Origin of the sequence: Pyrococcus yayanosii CH1, from assembly GCF_000215995.1 — an archaeon.
Taxonomy (GTDB): Archaea; Methanobacteriota_B; Thermococci; order Thermococcales; family Thermococcaceae; genus Pyrococcus; species Pyrococcus yayanosii.
In genome coordinates, this window is the sequence record NC_015680.1 from 1,140,397 (window position 1) to 1,159,171 (window position 18,775).

The following is an 18,775-nucleotide window of genomic DNA, read 5'->3' on the forward strand; positions in this document are numbered from 1 at the left end:
GGGAGAAAGGGTTAAAGGTTTTATGGAAAAGGGAAATCAGAACTGCGGGCAGATGTCCTTCTCGGTCGGGGGCTCTGGGTTAAGGCCCTTCCTCTGGCGTATCTGCCTGATGATGTTGATGGCCAGCTCGTTGGGCACCTTCTTGAAGCCCGCGTGCTCGGTGCTCCAGAGGGCCCTTCCGCTGGTGGCACTCCTGATTGCCCCGGCGAATCCGAACATCTCCGCAACTGGAGCCTCGGCGATTATGGTCATCACCTCACCCTCCTGCCTCATGTCCACGAGCTGACCGCGCCTCTGGCTGATCTCCCTGCTGACGGCGCCCATGTACTCGTAGGGTATGTTGATGATAACCTTCTGGTAGGGCTCGTAGAGAACTGGACCGGCCTTCATCATTGCACAGTGGATGGCAGTCCTGATTGCCGGATAGATCTGGGCCGGACCCCTGTGAACGTTGTCCTCGTGAACCTGAGCGTCGATGAGCCTGACGATGACCTTCATGACTGGCTCCTTAGCGAGCGGACCCTCGTCCATGGCCTGGTGGAATCCATCTATGAGCAGGTCCATAACCTCATTAAGGTACTGGATACCCTTGGTGTTGTCGAGGAACATGTTGCCGTTGTAAATGTCCACAATGCCCCTCGCAATATCGTAGTCCATGCCAAGCTCGGCAAGCTTCTTGGCAGTCTCCTTCGGGTTCTTGATGCGGCCCTCGGGTATTATGCCCTCCTTGATAGCGTTGTAAATCTCGTCGGGCATTGGCTCGACGACTATATAGAACCTGTTGTGCTTGTTCGGGCTCTTGCCTTCGACCATCGGGCTGGCCTTAGTTATGCTCTCCCTGTAAACGACTATTGGCTCGGAGACCTCTATATCGATGCCCCAGTCGCGCTTGAGCTTGTGAAGCTTGACCTCAAGGTGGAGCTCACCCATACCGCTAAGGAGGTGCTGGCCAGTTTCTTCGTCGATCTTGACGTGGAGCGTGGGATCTTCCTTAGCGAGCTGCCTGAGTGCTTCAATGAGCCTTGGCAGGTCTTTAACGTTCTTGGCCTCTATAGCCACGGTGACGACGGGCTCGCTGACGTAGTGAAGAGCCTCAAACGGTTCGATGGGCTCCTCGGAGACCGTCTCACCGGCCATGGCATCCCTTAGACCCGTAACGGCGACGATGTTTCCGGCTGGAACGGCCTCCATGTTTATCCTCTCGGGACCCATGTAGATGCCAACCTGCTGAATCCTAGCCTTCCTCTTGCCCGTTATCAGATAGACCTCCTGGCCGGTCCTAACAGTTCCGCTCCAGACACGACCGGTAGCAACTTCACCAGCGTGCTTGTCGATGATTATCTTCGTGACGACCATGACCATCTTGCCCTTCGGGTCGCAGTTGAGCATGGCCTGGCCTATCTCGCTGTTGATGTCACCCTGCCAGAGGTGCGGAATCCTGTACTTCTGGGCCTCGATGGGGCTGGGTAGGTGCCTGACGACCATATCGAGAACCACTACGTGGAGCGGTGCCTTTTGCCTGAGGGCCTTGTTGTCTCCCTTTAGAGTTAGGTCTATTATCTCGTTGAACGTGACCCCGGTCCTCTTCATGAAGGGAACGCTGAGGGCCCAGTTGTAGTATGCACTACCGAAGGCGACGCTACCGTCCTCAACCCTCACCATCCACTTCTTCTTGTACTCCTCGGGGGCATACCTCTGGATGAGCCTGTTAATGTCGGTGATTATCTTAGCGAAGCGCTCCATCATCTGCTGGGGCGTGAGCTTGAGCTCCCTTATCAGGCGATCCACCTTGTTTATGAAGAGAACAGGCTTGACGTACTCCCTGAGAGCCTGCCTAAGGACGGTTTCAGTCTGGGGCATAACACCCTCGACGGCATCGACGACGATGATTGCACCATCGATGGCTCTCATAGCCCTAGTAACGTCACCGCCGAAGTCAACGTGACCCGGAGTGTCGATGAGGTTGATAAGGTAGTCCTTGCCCTCGTAGTTGTGGACCATCGAAACGTTGGCCGCGTTGATTGTAATTCCTCTCGCCTGCTCCTGCTCGTCAAAATCTAAAACGAGCTGCTTTCCGGCAAGCTCTTCGCTTATCATTCCCGCTCCTGCCAGCAGGTTGTCGCTCAGCGTAGTCTTACCGTGGTCAATGTGAGCGGCGATACCCATGTTCCTTATCCTCTCGGGCTGCAGCATGAGCTCCTTAATCTTGGCAATCATCTCCTCTCTACGACCCATCTATACCACCCCTCGGCACACACTTTCGGGGCCCCGTTATAAATCTTTCCCAAACGCCGTCAGTGTGTCGAGGAGGAGCAGAGAAGTAGAAAGACCACCACAAGGATGGAGCAAGACCTAAGGCCGACCTCCATGGACATCGTGGAGAATTGAAATAATGAAAGAAGGGTTCAGAAGAAGGGGTTCCTGAACTTCTTACCGGCGTAGACGGCAACGCCCTCGAGCTCCTCCTCTATGCGGATGAGCTGGTTGTACTTAGCGTTCCTGTCGCTTCTGGCCGGTGCACCGGTCTTTATCTGACCCGCATTGAGGGCAACGGCCAAATCTGCTATCGTCGCATCCTCGGTCTCGCCGGAGCGGTGCGAAACTACCACGCCGTAACCGGCCCTGAAGGCAGTGTAAGCTGCGTCCATTGCCTCGCTCAGCGTTCCAATCTGGTTGACCTTGAGTAGGAGAGCGTTGGCGGCCCCCATCTGGATGCCCTTCCTGAGCCTCTTCGGGTTGGTAACGAAGAGGTCATCGCCGACTATCTGAACCTTGTCCCCGAGCTCCTTGGTAATGAGAGCAAAGCCCTCGAAGTCCTCCTCGTAGAGGGGGTCCTCGATGGAGACTATCGGATAAGCCGAGATAAGCTCCTTGTAAAGGTCTATGAGCTCCTCTCTGGTGTACTCCTTGCCCGAGACCACGTACTTACCGGTGTCAGGGTGGTAGAATTCCGTCGAGGCGGCGTCTATTGCAAGGGCTATCTCGTCGCCCGGCTTGTAGCCGGCCTCCTCTATCGCCTTGACGAGAACTTCAAGAGGCTCTCTGACGTCGCTCATGGGCGGTGCAAAGCCGCCCTCGTCACCGACGTTGACGGCGAGCTTGCCGTACTTTTCGGCAAGAATGCCCTTGAGGGTGTGGTAGGTCTCGCTTATCCACCTGATTGCCTCCCTGAAAGAGTCAGCCCCTATGGGCATTATCATGAACTCCTGGAAGTCGAGCTCGTTTCCGGCGTGAACACCTCCATTTATGACGTTGCTCAGGGGTACTGGAAGGATGTAGGCGTTGACCCCCCCAATGTACTGGTAGAGCGGAAGGCCGAGGGAATTAGCGGCCGCCTTGGCAACGGCGAGAGAAACCGCGAGAATCGCGTTGGCACCGAGGTTACTCTTGTTCTCGGTTCCGTCAAGCTCGAGAAGGAGGGTGTCAATCTCCCTCTGCCACCTCACATCCATTCCGATAAGCTCAGGGGCAATTATCTTGTTGACATTCTCAACGGCCCTCCTGACGCCCTTACCGCGGTAGCGCTTTCCACCATCGCGAAGCTCAAGGGCCTCGTGGGTTCCAGTGCTCGCTCCGCTGGGCACAGCCGCTCTTCCCATGCTTATCGGCGTGTACACGTCGACCTCGACGGTGGGGTTGCCCCTGCTATCAAGTATCTCCCTGGCCACGACGGATGTAATCTCAAAGGGGTTCTCCATGGCCATCACCCGGGGTGGTATCGACCCTAACCTTAAAAAATCCTATGGCCTAAGCTTGAAGCCCAGCTCGACGAGCTTGAAGATTACCTCGATGGGCAGGCCAACGACGTTGTAGTAGTCACCCCGAATCCATTCCACGAGAAGACCGCCCTTTCCCTGTATTCCGTAAGCTCCGGCCTTATCCCTCCACTCCCCCGTCGAGAGGTACCAGTTTATGAGAAGGTGTGAAAGGGCTCTGAACTTAACCTCCGTCCTCGAGAAGCCCTCAATTATCTTTCCGCCGTGGACTATGCAGTAGCCCGTTATGACTTCATGGACCCTGCCGCTGAGCCTCTCGAGCATTTTCCTAGCCTCGTCCTCGTCTCTCGGCTTCCCGAGGATTTCCCCGTCTATCACTACCACCGTGTCAGCCCCGACGACCGTATGCCCCAATCCCATCTTTTCCGCAACTTTCATAGCCTTCCTCCGGGCAACCTCAACCGCGTGTTTTTCAGGTGTCTTGGCGTAGCTTTCCTCGCCGACGCCGCTCGGGACGACGATGAAGTCCTCGAAGAACTTGGCGAGAATTTCCCTCCTCCTCGGACTCGCGGAGGCAAGCACCAGCATTCCACCACCCGGAGGTAGGTGGGCGATAACGTTTTAAAGACATCGACATCAGGGGAGCATGCAGTGGTCATCGCGCACGGCTCGGGGGTCTCCGAGAAGGAACCCACCGGGCCTCGTGGAGGTGAGGGAAATGAAGTACCCAAAGCAGATAAGAACTTACTGCCCGTTCTGTAAGAAGCACACGATTCACAAGGTTGAGAGGGTCAAGAAGAGGCCAAGGAGTGAGCTTAGTGCTGGTCAGAGGCGCTTCAGGAGGGTACTCAAGGGCTACGGAGGATTCCCAAGGCCAAAGCCTGAGGGTAGGGAGAAGCCCGTCAAGAAGCTCGACCTTAGGTTCAGATGTACCGTCTGCGGGAAGGCCCACACAAGGGGAGAGGGCTTCAGGGTTAAGAAATTCGAGCTCGTTGAGGTGTGAGCCATGACGCTCCCTAAGGGGCTCATTCCAATGCCCCGCTCCCGCTTCCTGAGAGTCAAGTGCATCGACTGCGGCAACGAGCAAATAGTCTTCAGCCACCCGGCAACTAGAGTCAGGTGCCTCGTCTGCGGTGCCACCCTCGTGGAGCCCACGGGTGGCAAAGGCATAGTGAAGGCCAAAATACTAGAGGTCCTCGAGTGATTCAGAGCTCCAGCGTGATTTCCGCATAACTCCTCGGGTCTTCCCAGACCCTAACCCTCACCCTCTTCACATTCTTCCCCGCCCTTTCAACAATCCTCTCAGCGAACCACTCCGCAATAAGCTCCGCCGTCGCATTCGGCTTGTCAAGTATCACGACCTCCCCCTCCGGTAGCTCAAGCCTCTTCCCGTTCTTCTCCACGATAATCACGCCATCCTTCCTCCCAACGACCCAGTCCCGACTCACGAGTATCCTGTGGTCTAAATGCTTCACGAGGGAGCTCAGGTGGTTGAAATCGAAAATCATCCCGCTTTCATTCAGCTCGCCCCAAATCTCCACCTCGACCCTGTAAGTGTGGCCGTGGATTCTTAGGCACTTGCTCTCGTAGGGCAGAGACAGAAAATGACTGGTGTCGAACTCCTTCGCCCAGTATATCTTTCGCGTAACTCCCATGATGGCACCCATGAGGTGTTGGTGTTAAAGTTTAAAAGTGCCCCGGCCGACTCCATCTCGGGTGCGCACGATGATACTCCAGGTTGCCCTGGATCTAACGGACATAGAGCAAGCCATTTCTATCGCAGAGAAGGCCGCTCGCGGTGGCGCTCACTGGCTCGAGGTTGGAACGCCTCTTATTAAGAAAGAGGGAATGCGTGCGGTAGAGCTCATGAAGCGCCGCTTTCCCGACAGAAAGATCGTGGCCGACCTCAAGACGATGGACACAGGAGCCCTTGAAGTAGAGATGGCCGCCCGCCATGGCGCTGATGTAGTTTCCATCCTTGGCGTCGCCGACAACAAGACGATAAAGGACGCCCTCGCCGTTGCCAGGAAGTACGGCGTTAAGGTAATGGTTGACCTCATTGGTGTCAAGGACAAGGTCAAGAGGGCCAAGGAGCTTGAGAAGATGGGCGTCCACTACATACTCGTCCATACGGGTATAGACGAGCAGGCTCAAGGGAAGAGCCCCCTCGAAGACCTCGAAAAGGTCGTCAAGGCCGTAAAGGTTCCAGTTGCAGTTGCGGGCGGGCTGAACCTTGAGACGATTCCGAAGGTCATAGAGCTCGGAGCAACCATAGTCGTCGTTGGGAGTGCCATAACGAAGGCCAAGGATCCGGAGGAAGTCACCAGGAAGATTATTGACCTCTTCTGGGGCGAGTACATGAAAACGATAAGGAAGGCCATGCATGACATCACGGAGCATATCGATGAGGTGGCTGAAAAGCTCAAGCTCGATGAAGTCCGGGGAATGATTGACGCCATGATAGGGGCCAACAAGATATTCATCTACGGTGCCGGGAGGAGTGGTCTCGTTGGAAAGGCCTTTGCCATGAGGCTCATGCACCTCGACTTCAACGTCTACGTGGTAGGCGAGACGATAACACCGGCCTTCGAACCCGGGGACTTGCTCATAGCCATCAGCGGTTCGGGCGAGACCAAGACGATAGTTGACGCGGCCGAGATAGCGAAACAACAGGGTGGAAAGGTCGTGGCCATAACATCCTATAAGGACTCGACCCTTGGCCGTCTGGCCGACGTCGTCGTTGAGATACCGGGTAGAACAAAGACAGATGTCCCCACCGACTACATAGCGAGGCAGATGCTGACCCAGTACAAGTGGACGGCTCCTATGGGAACACTCTTCGAGGACTCAACGATGGTATTTCTCGACGGTGTCATAGCGCTCCTCATGGCTACCTTCCAGAAGACCGAAAAGGACATGAAAAGGAAGCACGCAACGCTTGAGTGATCCCCATGCCTCCCAACCCCATTTTTGTGGGCATAGGGGGAGCTGGAATAAGAGTGGTCTGGGGAATCAGGGGGCCCTTCCGCAAGCTTTCCATAGATACCTCCGGCTACATCTTCAACAGGAGGATACTCATCGAGAAGATAAGAGAGGTCTTCGGAACCCTAGAGAAGGGAAGCCACCTCTGGCTAATCTTTGAGGACAAGGAGATAAACATTGAGATAGTGGAGCACATCATTGACAGCACTCCTTCAGACGTCATCAGACTAGCTTACATCCTGAGCCCGGGGAAGGAGCTCGTTTTTGAGGAAAAACCTCCGTGGGCTCTAAATTTCGAGACCGTTTTTTATGACTCCCTCTGGGAGTACCTGAGTGGGAAGGAGAAAAAGCCCCTCTGGCAGGCCTACAACGAGGCCGCAATTTCATTAGGCGACATGTTCACCAAGCTCTACGGTTACCTCGCAGGCAACATGCTCGTGAACGTGGACTACGCCGACTTCTTGGAGATGGTTAGGGGGGGCAACGTAGGAATACTCCGGCTCCTCCAGAGGGTTGACTTCGAGTGGCACTGGGGAGTCTGGGAGAGAGGCCTCATAAACATCATGGCCGGGAGGGGGGTTCCTCTCAGGGACGTTCACGAAATCCTCAGGAGGTTCCAGGAGATTCTCAAGGAGAAGGACATAATCTGGGGAGTCAGAACGGACGATGGCTTCAAAGGACTCGAGATCCTCGCCCTCCTGGTGAGGAAATGGTGAGGGTTATACTCTTCGACATAGACGGAACGCTCCTCTCCGAGCGACCGCTCGTAATGCTGTTCCTCCCCCAGGTTTACGCCGAAATAGCCAGGCGTATGGGCGTGAGCAGAGGAGAGGCTAGGAGGATTTTTCTCCGCGAGGTGGAGAGGAGGCATGGAACCTACGAGTGGCACGACTGGAACTTCTTCTTCAAGCTCTTCGGACTTTCCCTCCGCTTCGAGGAGCTCCTGAAAAAGTATCCCCACAAAATTGAGGTCTTTCCCGGCGTGCAGGAGACTCTCAAGCAGCTCTCCAAAGAGTACAAGCTCGGCATCGTGACGAGCGGTCCGGAATATCAGAGGCTAAAGTTGAGGCTGGCTGGCCTCTTAGAATTCTTCGACGCTGTGGTAACCCGGGACGATGCTCATGCCATCAAGCCTGAGCCAAGGATATTTCTGACGGCGCTTAAGGCCCTTAATGCAAAGCCGGAGGAAACAGTAATGGTTGGTGATAGCCTCGAGCAGGACATATTGGGGGCAAAGGCTCTTGGAATGAGGGCCGTTTGGGTTAACAGAGAGGGGGAAAAAGGTTATAACCTGCCCGATGCAGAGATAAAAACGTTCTCGGAGCTCCCGAAAGTGTTGGGGTGGTTGCAATGAGGAAAGTGTTCGAGAAGGAGGGGATTTTTATCGAGTACACCGAGAATGTTGTGAAGACCGCCAGGAATGACGAGATAATCCACCGGTCGGAGAGCCCCACGAGACTCTGGTGGGAGTTGAAGGAGGCGATAAAGGGTAAGAGGGTGAAGATAATAGTTTACGAGGTTGATGAGGAGTGATTGCCCACCTGATAGCGACGGACGTTGGCGGCAGAGGTATCGGAAGGATATATCCCGAATACAGGGTTAGGGAAGGGGACTATCTAGAAAGGGCTGCTCAGCTCGTGCTCAAAAACCTAAAACGGATTCTCATAGTGGCAGACTTCCCAATACCTCCCACCATGCTCCCTGAGACGGATGGACCACCGGGGGCTCTCGCTCTTGCCTTCGCCATCGAGGAGCTGGGTGGCAGGGCAGACATCCTGACGGGTGAGAGAACGGCAAAGGCTATTTCCCGCTTCTACGAGCACGTCAAGACTGAGCTCCCAAATCCCTCCCGCTACTCCCTCCTTATAAGCGTCGAAACTCCCGGGAGGGCTAGGGATGGAAGGTACTATTCAATGTCGGGCCTTGAGATAAAAGTTCGGCCCTACGATGGCCTATTCATCGAGGCCCGCAGGCTGGGAATACCTACAATTGGGGTTGGAGACGGTGGGAACGAGATAGGGATGGGTAAGATAAGGGGCCTCATAGACGACCGCTTCGCTTCCGTCGTAGAGACGAAAGAGCTCATAATAGCGGGCGTTTCCAACTGGGGAGCCTACGGACTTGTGGGCCAGCTCTCCCTCATGGAAGGCAGGGGCCTTCTCGGGGACTTCAACGAGGAGATAATTCTTAAGGCCCTTGTGGAGGAGGGACTTATAGACGGCATCCTGAAGAGGCCCGCCCTCAGCGTGGACGGCCTTTCCCTTGAGCTCCATACTCGGTTTCTTGGCCTACTCCAGGCTATCGTGAAGGCTAAGCTTTCCCTCTGAGCTCCATCTTAAGCCTCTTGAGGAATTCTTCCGTGAACCTATGTCTCTCTTCCGCGATCCTCCTAGCGGTCTCCGTATACATGAGATTCCTGAGCTTTAGAATCTTCTCCTCAAAGTGCCTTATAGAGTCCCACATGCCCCTCCTATGCTCTCCCGAATACATAAAGACCCTCGCAATGCCGATAGCGCCAATGGCATCCAGCTTGTCGGCATCGCTGAGGATTTTTGCTTCAAGGGTTCTCGGTTTTAGGCTACCAGAGAAGCGGTGAGCCTCTATCGCGTGGGCCACTTTCTCGGCCTTCGAATATCCGAGGCTCCCGAGGAACTGTCTCGCTATCCTAGCCCCCTCGGCCGCATGATCTTCGATTTTCCCGGCATCCTCGAGAGGCCTTGCTATGTCGTGGAGTATGGCCGCAAGGGCTACTACCTCCAACTCCGCTCCCTCTTCCCTTCCAATCCTCAGGGCAAGCCTCAGGACCCTCTCCGTGTGCTCAAGTCCATGGCTTCCCTCTCCGAGGCTCTGCCTCGCCATCTCACATGCCCTACTCACGATCTCGTTCACTTCCCCCAGGAACTCCTTAACGACCCCCTCCAGCATGGCCCGCCCCGAAGAAAATCTGCCAAACCGTTAAAAACCTTCCCGAGAAGCTTAAGACGATGGAGAAGATTAAAATAGAGAGGCTCAGGGAGCTCGATGAGAAAACGTTGAGAAGGCTCGTGGAGGTCTATATGAGGGGTTACGAGGGCCTGGAAGAGTATGGAGGTGAGGGGGAGGATTACGCCCGCAAGTACATCCTCTGGTGCTGGAAGAGGGCTCCAGACGGCTTCTTTGTGGCCAAGGCGGGGAACGAGATAGTCGGATTCATAGTCTGCGATAGGGATTGGTTTAGCAAGTACGAAGGGAGGGTAGTTGGAGCCATCCACGAATTCGTAGTTGACAAGAGCTGGCAGGGTAAGGGGATAGGAAAGAAGCTACTGAAGACGTGCATCGATTTCCTTTCCAAACACAACGATAGGATAGAGCTCTGGGTAGGGGAGAAGAACGAGAGTGCTATGAAGCTCTACGAGCGCCATGGATTCCGAAAGATTGGAAAGAGCGGCATATGGGTTAGGATGATTAGGGATGGGCAAAATTTATAAGCGGGCTTCCTCACCATCTTCCGGAGGGCCCGTAGCCTAGCAGGATAGGGCGCCGGCCTTCTAAGCCGGAGGTCGCGGGTTCGAATCCCGCCGGGCCCGCCAGAAACGCGTTTTTAAAATTTCGTGTACCCTGTTTCCTTTGATTTGTCCTCTCTAAGCGTTTGAGACGAAAGGGTAGTCGAGAAAGCTTCAATCTAGGTGTGTTGCTCTGACAGTATTGTTTAAATAAATTATTGAGCTTTGTTAACTTCCTGTTCAAAACAATCACCTAAATGCCCCTGGGAAAAAAGTTATATTGCCACGCCGTTTAAATATGTATCAGAGCGTTTAAACTGGAGGGCTGGCAGATGGCAAAGAAAGTGAAAGTAATCACAGACCCCGAAGTCATCAAGATAATGCTCGAGGACACGAGGAGGAAGATACTCCAACTCCTCAGAAGCAGGGAGATGACGATTTCCCAGCTCAGCGAAATACTCGGAAAGACTCCCCAGACGATCTATCACCACATCGAGAAGCTCAAAGAAGCTGGTCTAGTTGAGGTGAAGAGGACCGAAATGAAGGGCAACCTCGTCGAGAAGTACTACGGGAGAACGGCTGACGTGTTCTACATAAACCTTTACCTCGGAGATGAGGAGCTTCGATACCTTGCCCGTTCGAGGTTGAAGACTAAGCTTGAGATATTCAGAGCCCTCGGCTACGAGTTCAACGACGATGAGATACTCAACGTAATGGATAAGCTTCTCGAGAAAGAGCATGAGTACAAAATGAAGGTTTCGAAATATATAGAGGAAAATGAAGAAAAGCTTAGTGAGTTCTCAAACGAGGACATAATACACGCCGTCGAGTGGCTCGCAATGGCCGAGATTGGCCGCGATGAAGAATATATAGAACTCTTGAGGCAGCTCGGAAAAATCCTGAAGAAGGGATAAGAGATGGCAAGGGGAATAAGGCTCCTCGTGCTCGACGTCCTGAAGCCCCACCAGCCCATGGTCACGGAATTGGCCTTGGGCCTCAGCGAGCTTGAAGGAGTCGAAGGTGTCAACATAACCCTCGTTGAAATAGATAAGGAAACTGAAAACGTCAAGATAACAATCGTGGGCGACAACCTTGACTATGAGGAGATCGTCAGGACAATTGAGGAGTTCGGAGGCGTAGTGCACAGTATAGACATGGTAGCGGCCGGAAAGAGAATAGTAGAGGAGGGAGAGACACCACAAGACAAGTTAGAGGAGTTCTGAAATGAGGGACGTTTTAATTATAACCGATGTCGAGCGAGCCAAGATTATCATCGAACCCACCAGGCTAAAGATACTGGAGATGCTCCGAAATCACCCAATGACGATATCAGAGCTGAGTAAGGCCCTTGGGAAGGACAAATCCACCATATACAGGCACATCAAGGTCCTCGAGAGGGCAGATCTAGTTGAGGAAATAGACAGGATCGGAAACGAGAGCGTGTACGCTAGGACGGCCAGGGTTTTTCTTATCAAGGTCGAATCTTCCGGAGATATCGAGGAGTTCAGAAGAAGCTACCTAAGAATGGAGGCCTCTAGAATAGCGGAAATACTTGAAGCCTCAGGCCTGAAAATCACGGATAAGAAAAGGTTTGTAGAGGTCCTTGAGAATGTCTTTGATGCAATAGAAGTGGAATCCCTGCCTATAATAGAGAAGATCTCCAAAAATAATGTCAAAATAGATGAGATAGAGCTCTTTCACCTTCTGAATTTTCTGACGCTACTCGCATCCCCAAGACACGTGAAAGAGGCCGAAGAGCTGCGCCGTCTCATTAGGGAGGAGTAAATGGACATATTGTCCAATTGAGAAAATTTTATAAATTTAAAAAGCTCGCCTACAAAGGTGATAGAAATGACGGGCAATCTAAACTTCCTCTTTTATCCTAAGAGCGTTGCCGTGATAGGAGCATCACACGTCCAAGGAAAGATCGGAAACGCCATAATGCGCTCTATAACGAGGAGCTTCAACGGGAAGGTCTACGCCGTGAACGTCAAGGGTGGAGAGATAGAGGTCAACGGGAAGAAATTCCCCGTCTATAAAAGCATCAAGGATATTCCTGATGACGTTGACGTGGCAGTCATAGCAGTCCCCGCCCGCTTCGTTCCCGACGTTATCGACGAGTGTGGTGAGAAAGGCGTCAAAGGGGCAGTCATTATCTCCGCGGGCTTTAAGGAGGCCGGGAGGGCTGACCTCGAGGAAGAACTCGTCAAGAGGGCCCGGAAGTGGGGCATAAGGATCGTGGGGCCCAACTGCCTCGGCGTCACGAACCTTGAGAACGGCTTTGACTGTACTTTCAACCCACCCGAGAGGCAGGCAAGGCCCCCGTTCGGCCCGATAGCCTTCATGAGCCAGAGTGGTGCCTTCGGTGCCGCAATCCTTGACTGGGCCGCGAGACACGAGGTTGGAATGAGCAAGTTCATAAGCCTAGGCAACATGGCCGACCTCGACGAGAGCGACTTCATGCTCTACCTTAAAGACGACCCCAAGACAAAGGTCATAACCGCCTATCTGGAGGGCGTTAAAGACGGGAGGAAGTTTTTCAACGCCGCCAAGGAGACTACCAAGGTCAAGCCCGTCATAATCCTGAAGAGCGGTCGCACCGAAGCAGGAGCTAAGGCTGCTGCATCTCACACGGGTTCCCTCGCCGGCTCATACGCCATCTACAAGGCCGCCTTCGAGCAGGCGGGCGTCCTTGAGGCCAGAAGCATGAGGCAACTCTTCAATTACGCCAAGGCCCTTGCTATGCAGAAGCCCGCGGAAGGTGACCAGATAGCTATCGTTACAAACGGTGGTGGAGCGGGCGTCATGATGAGCGACGGCCTTCTGGAAAGGGGTATGAGGCTTGCAGAGCTCAGTGAAGCTACGAATGAGAAGTTCAAGAAGGCGATAGAGGAGGGCAAGCTCCCGGAGCACATGAGCTATAGGAACCCGATAGATATCATCGGCGATGCTCCATCGAGCCGCTACGAGATTGCTATGAGGTTCGCCCTTGAGGATCCAAACGTTGACCTGCTCGTCGTGATAGCCCTCTTCCAGAGTCCAGCCCTCGACGAGGGCATCGTGGACGTCATGGAGAGGATGCAGGAGTACGGAAAGCCCATAATCTTTGTGGCTCCCGGAGGCAGATATCCAGAGGAGATGGCTAGGAGAATCGAGAAGAAAGGAGTCCCAGTATTCGAGACCGTCGAGGACGGCGTTGACGCCGCATTCGCCCTTGTAAAATATGGAAAGTACCTGAAAGAGCTCAAGGAAGGGGTCTGAACTCCCTTTCTAGTATCTTCATTTGCCTATCTTCAAGGGCCTTCGGGTTCACCACGAGTACCATTGTGCCTCCGTTGCTCAGGGCAATGTCTCTAACGTTAAGCAGGAACTTCATGGCCGGCTCAAAGCCGTTTTCTAGTATCAAGTATTCAAGAGAATCGAGATAAATGGCATTGTAGCCTATTCTGAAGGCCTTAGCTATGAGATCAGTGAGCACATCTATTTTCGTGGGGGATATAGTGTAAGTTGATTCGCCAACTTGACCGTCTCTAACCTTAGTCAGCCAGTAGATAAGGGAAGAGTTGGTAACTTTAGGGGGGCTTCTCGTTATAATGATGGGTGTGAAGTTACTTATGAAGGAAAGGGCGGCTTTTCTGTTCTCAGTATAGTAAGCTCCTGGCTCCACTTTGCCCGTCTTCACAACCCTTGGCCTCGTGATAGAGTAATAAGCGAAACCCAGTGCTCCTACAGCGGCAATCGTCCTAAAGATGAAAGCCGCAAAGAATGCATACGTAGCCCAAGGCATGGGCCTTGTGATTGGGTATGTGAGGTTTATCGCGCCGAGAAGGAAAAGACCAAGGGGGAATAGGGCATCGAGAAAGCGCTCGCTACCCACGACGTATCGCTTAAGGACGTAGGCAATGTATATCATCGATAGTCCGTAGAAAAGGGAGGGGAGCGAATACTTAATGGCAAAGCTCTCTATCTCGCCAGTTCCAAGGAGGAAGAGCCAAAGATACGCGGTAATGAGGAGCCCGGCCATTAGCAAGACGTGTCTAAATTCAGTTTTTCCGTACCTGAGATGAAAGCCAGCCCAGCAAATCATCCACGCCACGAGGAAATTTGGAATCGCACTGAGCACATCGTATCCATATACTACCCTCAGGCCAAGGGGTTCAAGAATGTATCTCTCGACGGCAAGAGCGTCTATTAAGAAGGCCGTCGCCAAGAGAGCCCATCCCTTCTCCCTAGTTCTATAGGCCTTATAAGCGGCCACAGAGAAGAGTATCCACCTAGAAAGGAAATTTAGACAGGCAATCAGAGTCATCTCTTCATCACCACCTTCTCTTGCTTAACGACAACTAGGGTGTTAGGTGGGACGTTCTTATCAACTATCACGCCAGGCCCAACGAAGGAGTTGCTCCCTATCTTCCTTCCCGGATATATGGAGACGTTTATGCCAACCTTGACATTGTGCCCAATTATCGCGCCCAGTTTCCTCCTTCCGCTGTCCTCAAGCTCCCCCTTAACCTCAACCTTGACTGTGGCGTTGTCGTGTCTAAGATTTGCGGTTATCGTTCCGGCACCAAGGTTCGTGTTCTCACCTATTATCGAATCCCCAACGTAGTTAAGGTGCGGCGCGTTGCTGTTATCCATTATGATGGAGTTCTTGACCTCCACGGCGTTTCCTATATGGCAGTTATCTCCTATGCTCGTACAGGGCCTTATTAGGCAGTTGGGTCCTATCAGGCAGTCCCTCCCTATTTTCACGGGTCCTATTATGTAGGCCCCGCTCTTTACCACGGTGCCTTCCCCTATTTCAACGGGGGGAACTATCACGGCCCCCTCTTCAACTTTCCCACGGATGTCGTGCCTGAGCCTGTTCTTGAGCAGGTACTCGTTGAGCTCCAACAGATTCCAGGGCCTGCCGATGTCGTTCCAATAACCGTCATAAGCGTAGCAAACCACTTTCTTTCCATCACCTATAATCAGGTTGATGGTATCGGTTATCTCATACTCGCCCCTATCGCTGGCCTCTGTTACTTCAATGTATTCGAAGATGTCAGGCCTGAAGATGTACAAGCCGAGGTTAGCAAACCCCCTGACAGGACCAGGCTTTTCCTTTATAGCCCTAACGACCACCCCATTTGCCTCCACGAGCCCAAAATGGCTGAGATCCTCAAACTCCTTCACGACGAGAGCAGCATCAGCTCTCTCCTTCCTGAAGACGTGGAGGAGCCCCTTCACGGCCTCAGGCTCGAAGTATATGTCCCCGTTCACAGCGAAGAACTCCTCTCCTTCCACGTAATCCTTTGCGGAGTATATTGCCTTTGCGGTCCCCTCCCCCTCAACCTGCTCGACGTAGGTTATCGGCTTGCCCCTGAACTCGTCACCGAGGAGCTCGATGACCTTTTCCTTCATGTATTTGACAATGATTATAAACTCGTCAACGAATGGTTCGAGGTTCTCAAGGATGTACTCTATTATTGGTCTGTTGGCGACCTTGAGAATTACCTTCGGCCTGTCGTCGGTGAGGGGCCTCAATCTTTCACCCTTTCCAGCCGCGAGTATCACAGCCTTCATATCACCACCCCCAGGAGCCAACCAATAACTGCTATCATACCAAACACCAGTCTAAAGCCGGGGGAACCTGTCTTATCTGCGAGTAGAAAGAGCAAATGTATTGTCATGACACCAGCGAGGAAGGAGGCCACCATCGAGAGCAGGGCAGATGGTAAGGGAGGCTCGCACGTTCCAGCCAGCATACTGCCCATAATGTAGGGGATGGACACTAGAAGGGACAGTCTAAGGGCTTTCTTAGCCTCAATCCCCCTAAGCAGGAGCATCCCGAGAACGAGGGCCATCCTCGAGGCTCCAGGAAGCACGGCCATCCCCTGGGCAACACCAACGATGAAGGCCTCCATGAATCCCAGCTCCCCATCAGTGGTCCTCCTCCATGTCAGCAGAATTGCGACTCCAATGAGGAAGTTCAGGATCGCCAAGTTTGGAAACTCGGTGAGCTTCAGAAGCGGAAGACCTATGAGGGCCGTGAAGAGGGTTGCATAGACAAAGAACTTCTCCTCCTCCCCGAACCGTCCCCTAATGATGTTGAGGAGCAGGAACCCAAAGTCATAGCGGAGGTAATAGAGAACCGCGAATAGTGCCCCAAACTGGAGGACAAGGGAATGATTCTCCGGCGCCTCCACCGGAAGCCACGTAAGGACCCCTTGAAGGATTGTGTTTCCAATGGCCATGTTACCACACTACAGTAATTACCCGAAAGGTTGAAAATAAATGTTTCGTCAGAGGGAAAGTATGTCGGGAACAAGGCTTATCTTCGAGACGGGTGTTGGAATAGAGTTCGTAACTGCGAGCTCGTCAACGGCTTTACTCACCCTCTCTATCGCCCCCTCCGCAAAAACACCGTGCGTCGCCGCTACGAATATTCTTCTGGCACCCATCTCCCTGAGCAGGTTCGCGGCCTTAATCATGGTACCTCCCGTGCTTATGATGTCGTCCACTATGAGCACGTTCCTACCGGCCACGTCAACGTCGACTGGCCTCATCTGGATCTCCGTGGGGGATATACGCCTCTTCTCAAAGTGGCTGTATTCAAGGCCGAGCCTTTCGGCGACGGCCTTAGCTCTCTCCAGGGCACCCCTATCCGGTGCCAAGACCACTCCGTCACCGAGCTTCTCCCCGAAGTACTCCGCGATTGCCCTGGCCGGCGAGAGGTTCAGGGCCTTTCCAGGGAAGAACCTCAGAGTCTCAGGATTGTGCAGGTCAAAGACGTAGAGCTCGTCGTAGTAGAGACCCAGAGCCCTCATAACGGCCCTGATGCTTATTGGCTCTCCATCCTTCGTAACCCTGTCCTGCCTGCTGTAGGCGAGGTAAGGCACGACGAGGCGGAGCTTCTTAAAGCCCTTCTCTCTGAGAGCGTCTCCAAGAATCAGGGCCTCAACGATACGCTCGTCCTGGGGCGCGAAGGTGGACTGGACGACGAGGGCCTCCTTCCCCTCACCGAGGACGCGCACGTACTTCTCCCCGTCCGGAAACTTCCTTATTTCGACGTCGAGGACTCTACCACCGAGCCTCCTTATCTCCTCCTCAAGGTGCTTGGCACCGCTCCCTATCACAATCATGCTCCCACCCCCTACACCAGCAACACGGCGACTATGCCCGCGAGGAAGACACCGTCAAAGGTTCCGGCACCTCCTATGCTGACCATGGGAGCACCGAGCTCTTTAAATTTGTTCCAGTTCATCAGGTCCGCCCCTATAAGCGTTCCAAGGGTTCCGCTGATGTAAGCCACGGCGGGCCGGTTCACGTCAAAGAGCATAGCCAAGCTCACGGCCGTCAGGGGAGGAATAAAGAAGGGGACTGCGATACCCATTCCCCTCACAGGCCTCGAAAAGGAGTGAACTATCAGGGAGGCAACGACAACGGATAGGGCAAGCCTGAGGAGAAGGGCAACGTTGTATTCAGCCGCAGCCCTACCTATTATGTACAGGGACACACTCAGCGGTATAAGGGCCCCTCCAAGGTTCACGGCCACGACAGTCCTACCCTCACCCACGTCAACGTAAGGAATTGGATACGTTATCCCGAATACTGTGACCTCCCTTATCCGGAGAACCGGAACCAGTGACCTTATCTCACCGACCGGAATGTTAATGAAGCTGCCAAGAAGGGAAGCAAAGAAGAGTGTGTAGGCAACGGTGGATGGTATGCCTAGCTTTGAGAAGGCCCCCGCGATCGTTCCCGCGAAGAGGATGAGGAGGATAGGAAGGAGAATCAGGAAGAGGATGAACAGCGGCAGGGTAAGGGGGGAGAAGAGGAGCCTCCTCAATACTGGAACCCCCTGAGGTTAACCCACACCTGGGCTCCCGGGGGAACTGCCACATCCCGCGGGTGCTCGAATTTTTCGGGGTTGGCAAGCACCCAAGCGTATAGCTTCTTGCCGTTTGAGTACCTCTTGAGGAATTCGTAGCTGGCTAGATGTTTGTCCTCATGCTCTACGAGCTCCTCGGGAGTAAAGGGCCCCAGGACGTCCACAAGCTCCACGGTTCCAAGTGCCTTTCTTCCGGAGATTATCACAATCCGCCCTCTAATCCTCGTAGAGTTCTTTCTAATCTCCCAGACCTTCCTCCCTTCCACTATCCAGCTCGCGTAGGGTTCCCTCACTATCAGCCCCTTCATGCCATCCCCGGGGAATATGGGAGTAGAGGTTTATAAATTCAACTTATGATGCCAAGCCAAGGGCTTTCGGAGGATAATATTGGACAGAAGCGAACGAAGAGATAAAAGGTTCACTTTATCTGCTCGAGGGCACCGAGAACCTCCCAGATTATCGTCCTGGTGTGGAGAGGCATGTTCGGATCCTCACTTATCTCCTCAAGTATCGCTATAGCGTCGGCCGCCCTGACGGCGGGCTCCTTACTCCTATCCATGAGGGCCTCTATCGCCTGCTCAGCGGCCCTCCTTATGTTCCTGGGAACGACGGTGTCCTGAACGACCTGGTCGCGGAGAACCTGAATTATCTGGTTAATCCTCTCTTCGACGTCGCTCATACCTATCACCCCCAATCATTTACCCATGGTAACTAAACCCCCA

Annotated in this window: 24 protein-coding genes and 1 tRNA gene; 13 read left to right on the forward strand and 12 right to left on the reverse strand. The window is 53.6% G+C overall.

Annotation, left to right across the window (positions count from 1 at the left end; translation table 11 throughout):
- Positions 1-36: 36 nt before the first annotated feature.
- The 3 genes from PYCH_RS06380 to PYCH_RS06390 all read right to left on the reverse strand — a co-directional run bounded on the left by PYCH_RS06380 (position 37) and on the right by PYCH_RS06390 (position 4,304).
- Complete coding sequence (locus PYCH_RS06380; protein WP_013906024.1) at positions 37-2,235, reverse strand: elongation factor EF-2; 2,199 nt, start codon at positions 2,233-2,235, stop codon at positions 37-39.
- 170 nt (positions 2,236-2,405) lie between these two features.
- Positions 2,406-3,698: a phosphopyruvate hydratase gene (gene eno, locus PYCH_RS06385; protein ID WP_013906025.1), complete on the reverse strand. Its 1,293-nt coding sequence runs from the start codon at positions 3,696-3,698 to the stop codon at positions 2,406-2,408.
- Between the two features lie 42 nt (positions 3,699-3,740).
- Positions 3,741-4,304, reverse strand: a complete 564-nt coding sequence (locus tag PYCH_RS06390) for a Maf family nucleotide pyrophosphatase (protein ID WP_048058252.1) — start codon at positions 4,302-4,304, stop codon at positions 3,741-3,743.
- A gap of 130 nt (positions 4,305-4,434) precedes the next feature.
- On the opposite strand from PYCH_RS06390, the gene PYCH_RS06395 reads away from it, so the two are divergent.
- Both PYCH_RS06395 and PYCH_RS06400 read left to right on the forward strand, forming a co-directional pair.
- The gene (locus tag PYCH_RS06395; RefSeq protein WP_013906027.1) at positions 4,435-4,719 is read left to right on the forward strand and encodes a 50S ribosomal protein L44e; all 285 of its coding nucleotides are present in this window, start codon (positions 4,435-4,437) and stop codon (positions 4,717-4,719) included.
- A 3-nt stretch (positions 4,720-4,722) separates the two neighbouring features.
- Entirely contained in the window at positions 4,723-4,920 is a 198-nt protein-coding gene (locus tag PYCH_RS06400) for a 30S ribosomal protein S27e (RefSeq protein WP_013906028.1), read from the forward strand.
- Between the two features lies 1 nt (position 4,921).
- On the opposite strand, the gene PYCH_RS06405 is transcribed toward PYCH_RS06400, so the two are convergent.
- The gene (locus PYCH_RS06405; protein ID WP_013906029.1) at positions 4,922-5,371 is read right to left on the reverse strand and encodes a 6-pyruvoyl trahydropterin synthase family protein; all 450 of its coding nucleotides are present in this window, start codon (positions 5,369-5,371) and stop codon (positions 4,922-4,924) included.
- 70 nt (positions 5,372-5,441) lie between these two features.
- Here PYCH_RS06405 and hxlAB point away from each other — a divergent pair, with 70 nt between their 5' ends.
- Genes hxlAB through PYCH_RS06430 form a run of 5 tightly spaced genes read left to right on the forward strand, consistent with a single transcriptional unit; the run spans position 5,442 to position 9,025 of the window.
- Entirely contained in the window at positions 5,442-6,662 is a 1,221-nt protein-coding gene (gene hxlAB / locus PYCH_RS06410) for a bifunctional 3-hexulose-6-phosphate synthase/6-phospho-3-hexuloisomerase (protein ID WP_013906030.1), read from the forward strand.
- A gap of 5 nt (positions 6,663-6,667) precedes the next feature.
- Positions 6,668-7,414: a hypothetical protein gene (locus PYCH_RS06415; protein ID WP_048058253.1), complete on the forward strand. Its 747-nt coding sequence runs from the start codon at positions 6,668-6,670 to the stop codon at positions 7,412-7,414.
- Positions 7,408-8,052: a TIGR02253 family HAD-type hydrolase gene (locus PYCH_RS06420; RefSeq protein WP_013906032.1), complete on the forward strand. Its 645-nt coding sequence runs from the start codon at positions 7,408-7,410 to the stop codon at positions 8,050-8,052. The genes PYCH_RS06415 and PYCH_RS06420 overlap by 7 nt, the downstream gene beginning before the upstream one ends.
- A complete protein-coding gene (locus PYCH_RS06425; protein WP_013906033.1) occupies positions 8,049-8,231 on the forward strand; it encodes a hypothetical protein in 183 nt (60 codons plus the stop codon). Before PYCH_RS06420 ends, PYCH_RS06425 begins: the two co-directional genes overlap by 4 nt.
- Positions 8,228-9,025 (forward strand): glutamate cyclase domain-containing protein, encoded by a 798-nt coding sequence (locus PYCH_RS06430; RefSeq protein ID WP_013906034.1) that lies wholly within the window; start codon positions 8,228-8,230, stop codon positions 9,023-9,025. The genes PYCH_RS06425 and PYCH_RS06430 overlap by 4 nt, the downstream gene beginning before the upstream one ends.
- Here the strand turns inward: PYCH_RS06430 and PYCH_RS06435 are convergent.
- On the reverse strand, positions 9,009-9,623 hold the full coding sequence (locus PYCH_RS06435) for an HD domain-containing protein (protein ID WP_013906035.1): 615 nt from the start codon (positions 9,621-9,623) through the stop codon (positions 9,009-9,011). The two genes, PYCH_RS06430 and PYCH_RS06435, sit on opposite strands and share 17 nt — an antisense overlap.
- 59 nt (positions 9,624-9,682) lie before the next feature.
- On the opposite strand from PYCH_RS06435, the gene PYCH_RS06440 reads away from it, so the two are divergent.
- From PYCH_RS06440 to PYCH_RS06465, 6 genes are all read left to right on the forward strand, one after another.
- On the forward strand, positions 9,683-10,165 hold the full coding sequence (locus tag PYCH_RS06440) for a GNAT family N-acetyltransferase (RefSeq protein ID WP_013906036.1): 483 nt from the start codon (positions 9,683-9,685) through the stop codon (positions 10,163-10,165).
- Between the two features lie 25 nt (positions 10,166-10,190).
- Positions 10,191-10,267: transfer RNA gene (locus PYCH_RS06445), tRNA-Arg, on the forward strand.
- 245 nt (positions 10,268-10,512) lie between these two features.
- Positions 10,513-11,094 (forward strand): winged helix-turn-helix domain-containing protein, encoded by a 582-nt coding sequence (locus PYCH_RS06450; RefSeq protein ID WP_013906037.1) that lies wholly within the window; start codon positions 10,513-10,515, stop codon positions 11,092-11,094.
- A 3-nt stretch (positions 11,095-11,097) separates the two neighbouring features.
- Complete coding sequence (locus PYCH_RS06455; protein ID WP_013906038.1) at positions 11,098-11,403, forward strand: DUF211 domain-containing protein; 306 nt, start codon at positions 11,098-11,100, stop codon at positions 11,401-11,403.
- A gap of 1 nt (position 11,404) precedes the next feature.
- Positions 11,405-11,965: an ArsR/SmtB family transcription factor gene (locus PYCH_RS06460; RefSeq protein ID WP_013906039.1), complete on the forward strand. Its 561-nt coding sequence runs from the start codon at positions 11,405-11,407 to the stop codon at positions 11,963-11,965.
- A gap of 66 nt (positions 11,966-12,031) precedes the next feature.
- A complete protein-coding gene (locus PYCH_RS06465; RefSeq protein ID WP_013906040.1) occupies positions 12,032-13,441 on the forward strand; it encodes an acetate--CoA ligase family protein in 1,410 nt (469 codons plus the stop codon).
- On the opposite strand, the gene PYCH_RS06470 is transcribed toward PYCH_RS06465, so the two are convergent.
- The 7 genes from PYCH_RS06470 to PYCH_RS06500 form a co-directional block, all read right to left on the reverse strand.
- Complete coding sequence (locus PYCH_RS06470) at positions 13,425-14,489, reverse strand: DUF835 domain-containing protein (RefSeq protein ID WP_013906041.1); 1,065 nt, start codon at positions 14,487-14,489, stop codon at positions 13,425-13,427. The genes PYCH_RS06465 and PYCH_RS06470 overlap by 17 nt on opposite strands.
- Positions 14,486-15,745: a bifunctional sugar-1-phosphate nucleotidylyltransferase/acetyltransferase gene (gene glmU / locus PYCH_RS06475; RefSeq protein ID WP_013906042.1), complete on the reverse strand. Its 1,260-nt coding sequence runs from the start codon at positions 15,743-15,745 to the stop codon at positions 14,486-14,488. The genes PYCH_RS06470 and glmU overlap by 4 nt, the downstream gene beginning before the upstream one ends.
- Positions 15,742-16,416, reverse strand: coding sequence for an undecaprenyl-diphosphate phosphatase (locus PYCH_RS06480; protein ID WP_013906043.1), 675 nt, complete (start codon positions 16,414-16,416; stop codon positions 15,742-15,744). Before PYCH_RS06480 ends, glmU begins: the two co-directional genes overlap by 4 nt.
- Positions 16,417-16,464: 48 nt before the next feature.
- Positions 16,465-17,304, reverse strand: coding sequence for a ribose-phosphate diphosphokinase (locus PYCH_RS06485; protein WP_013906044.1), 840 nt, complete (start codon positions 17,302-17,304; stop codon positions 16,465-16,467).
- A gap of 11 nt (positions 17,305-17,315) precedes the next feature.
- Positions 17,316-18,011 (reverse strand): DUF1614 domain-containing protein, encoded by a 696-nt coding sequence (locus PYCH_RS06490; protein ID WP_013906045.1) that lies wholly within the window; start codon positions 18,009-18,011, stop codon positions 17,316-17,318.
- Positions 18,008-18,361 (reverse strand): ASCH domain-containing protein, encoded by a 354-nt coding sequence (locus tag PYCH_RS06495; protein ID WP_013906046.1) that lies wholly within the window; start codon positions 18,359-18,361, stop codon positions 18,008-18,010. The genes PYCH_RS06490 and PYCH_RS06495 overlap by 4 nt, the downstream gene beginning before the upstream one ends.
- Before the next feature lie 110 nt (positions 18,362-18,471).
- On the reverse strand, positions 18,472-18,732 hold the full coding sequence (locus PYCH_RS06500) for a UPF0147 family protein (protein WP_013906047.1): 261 nt from the start codon (positions 18,730-18,732) through the stop codon (positions 18,472-18,474).
- Between the last annotated feature and the right edge of the window lie 43 nt (positions 18,733-18,775).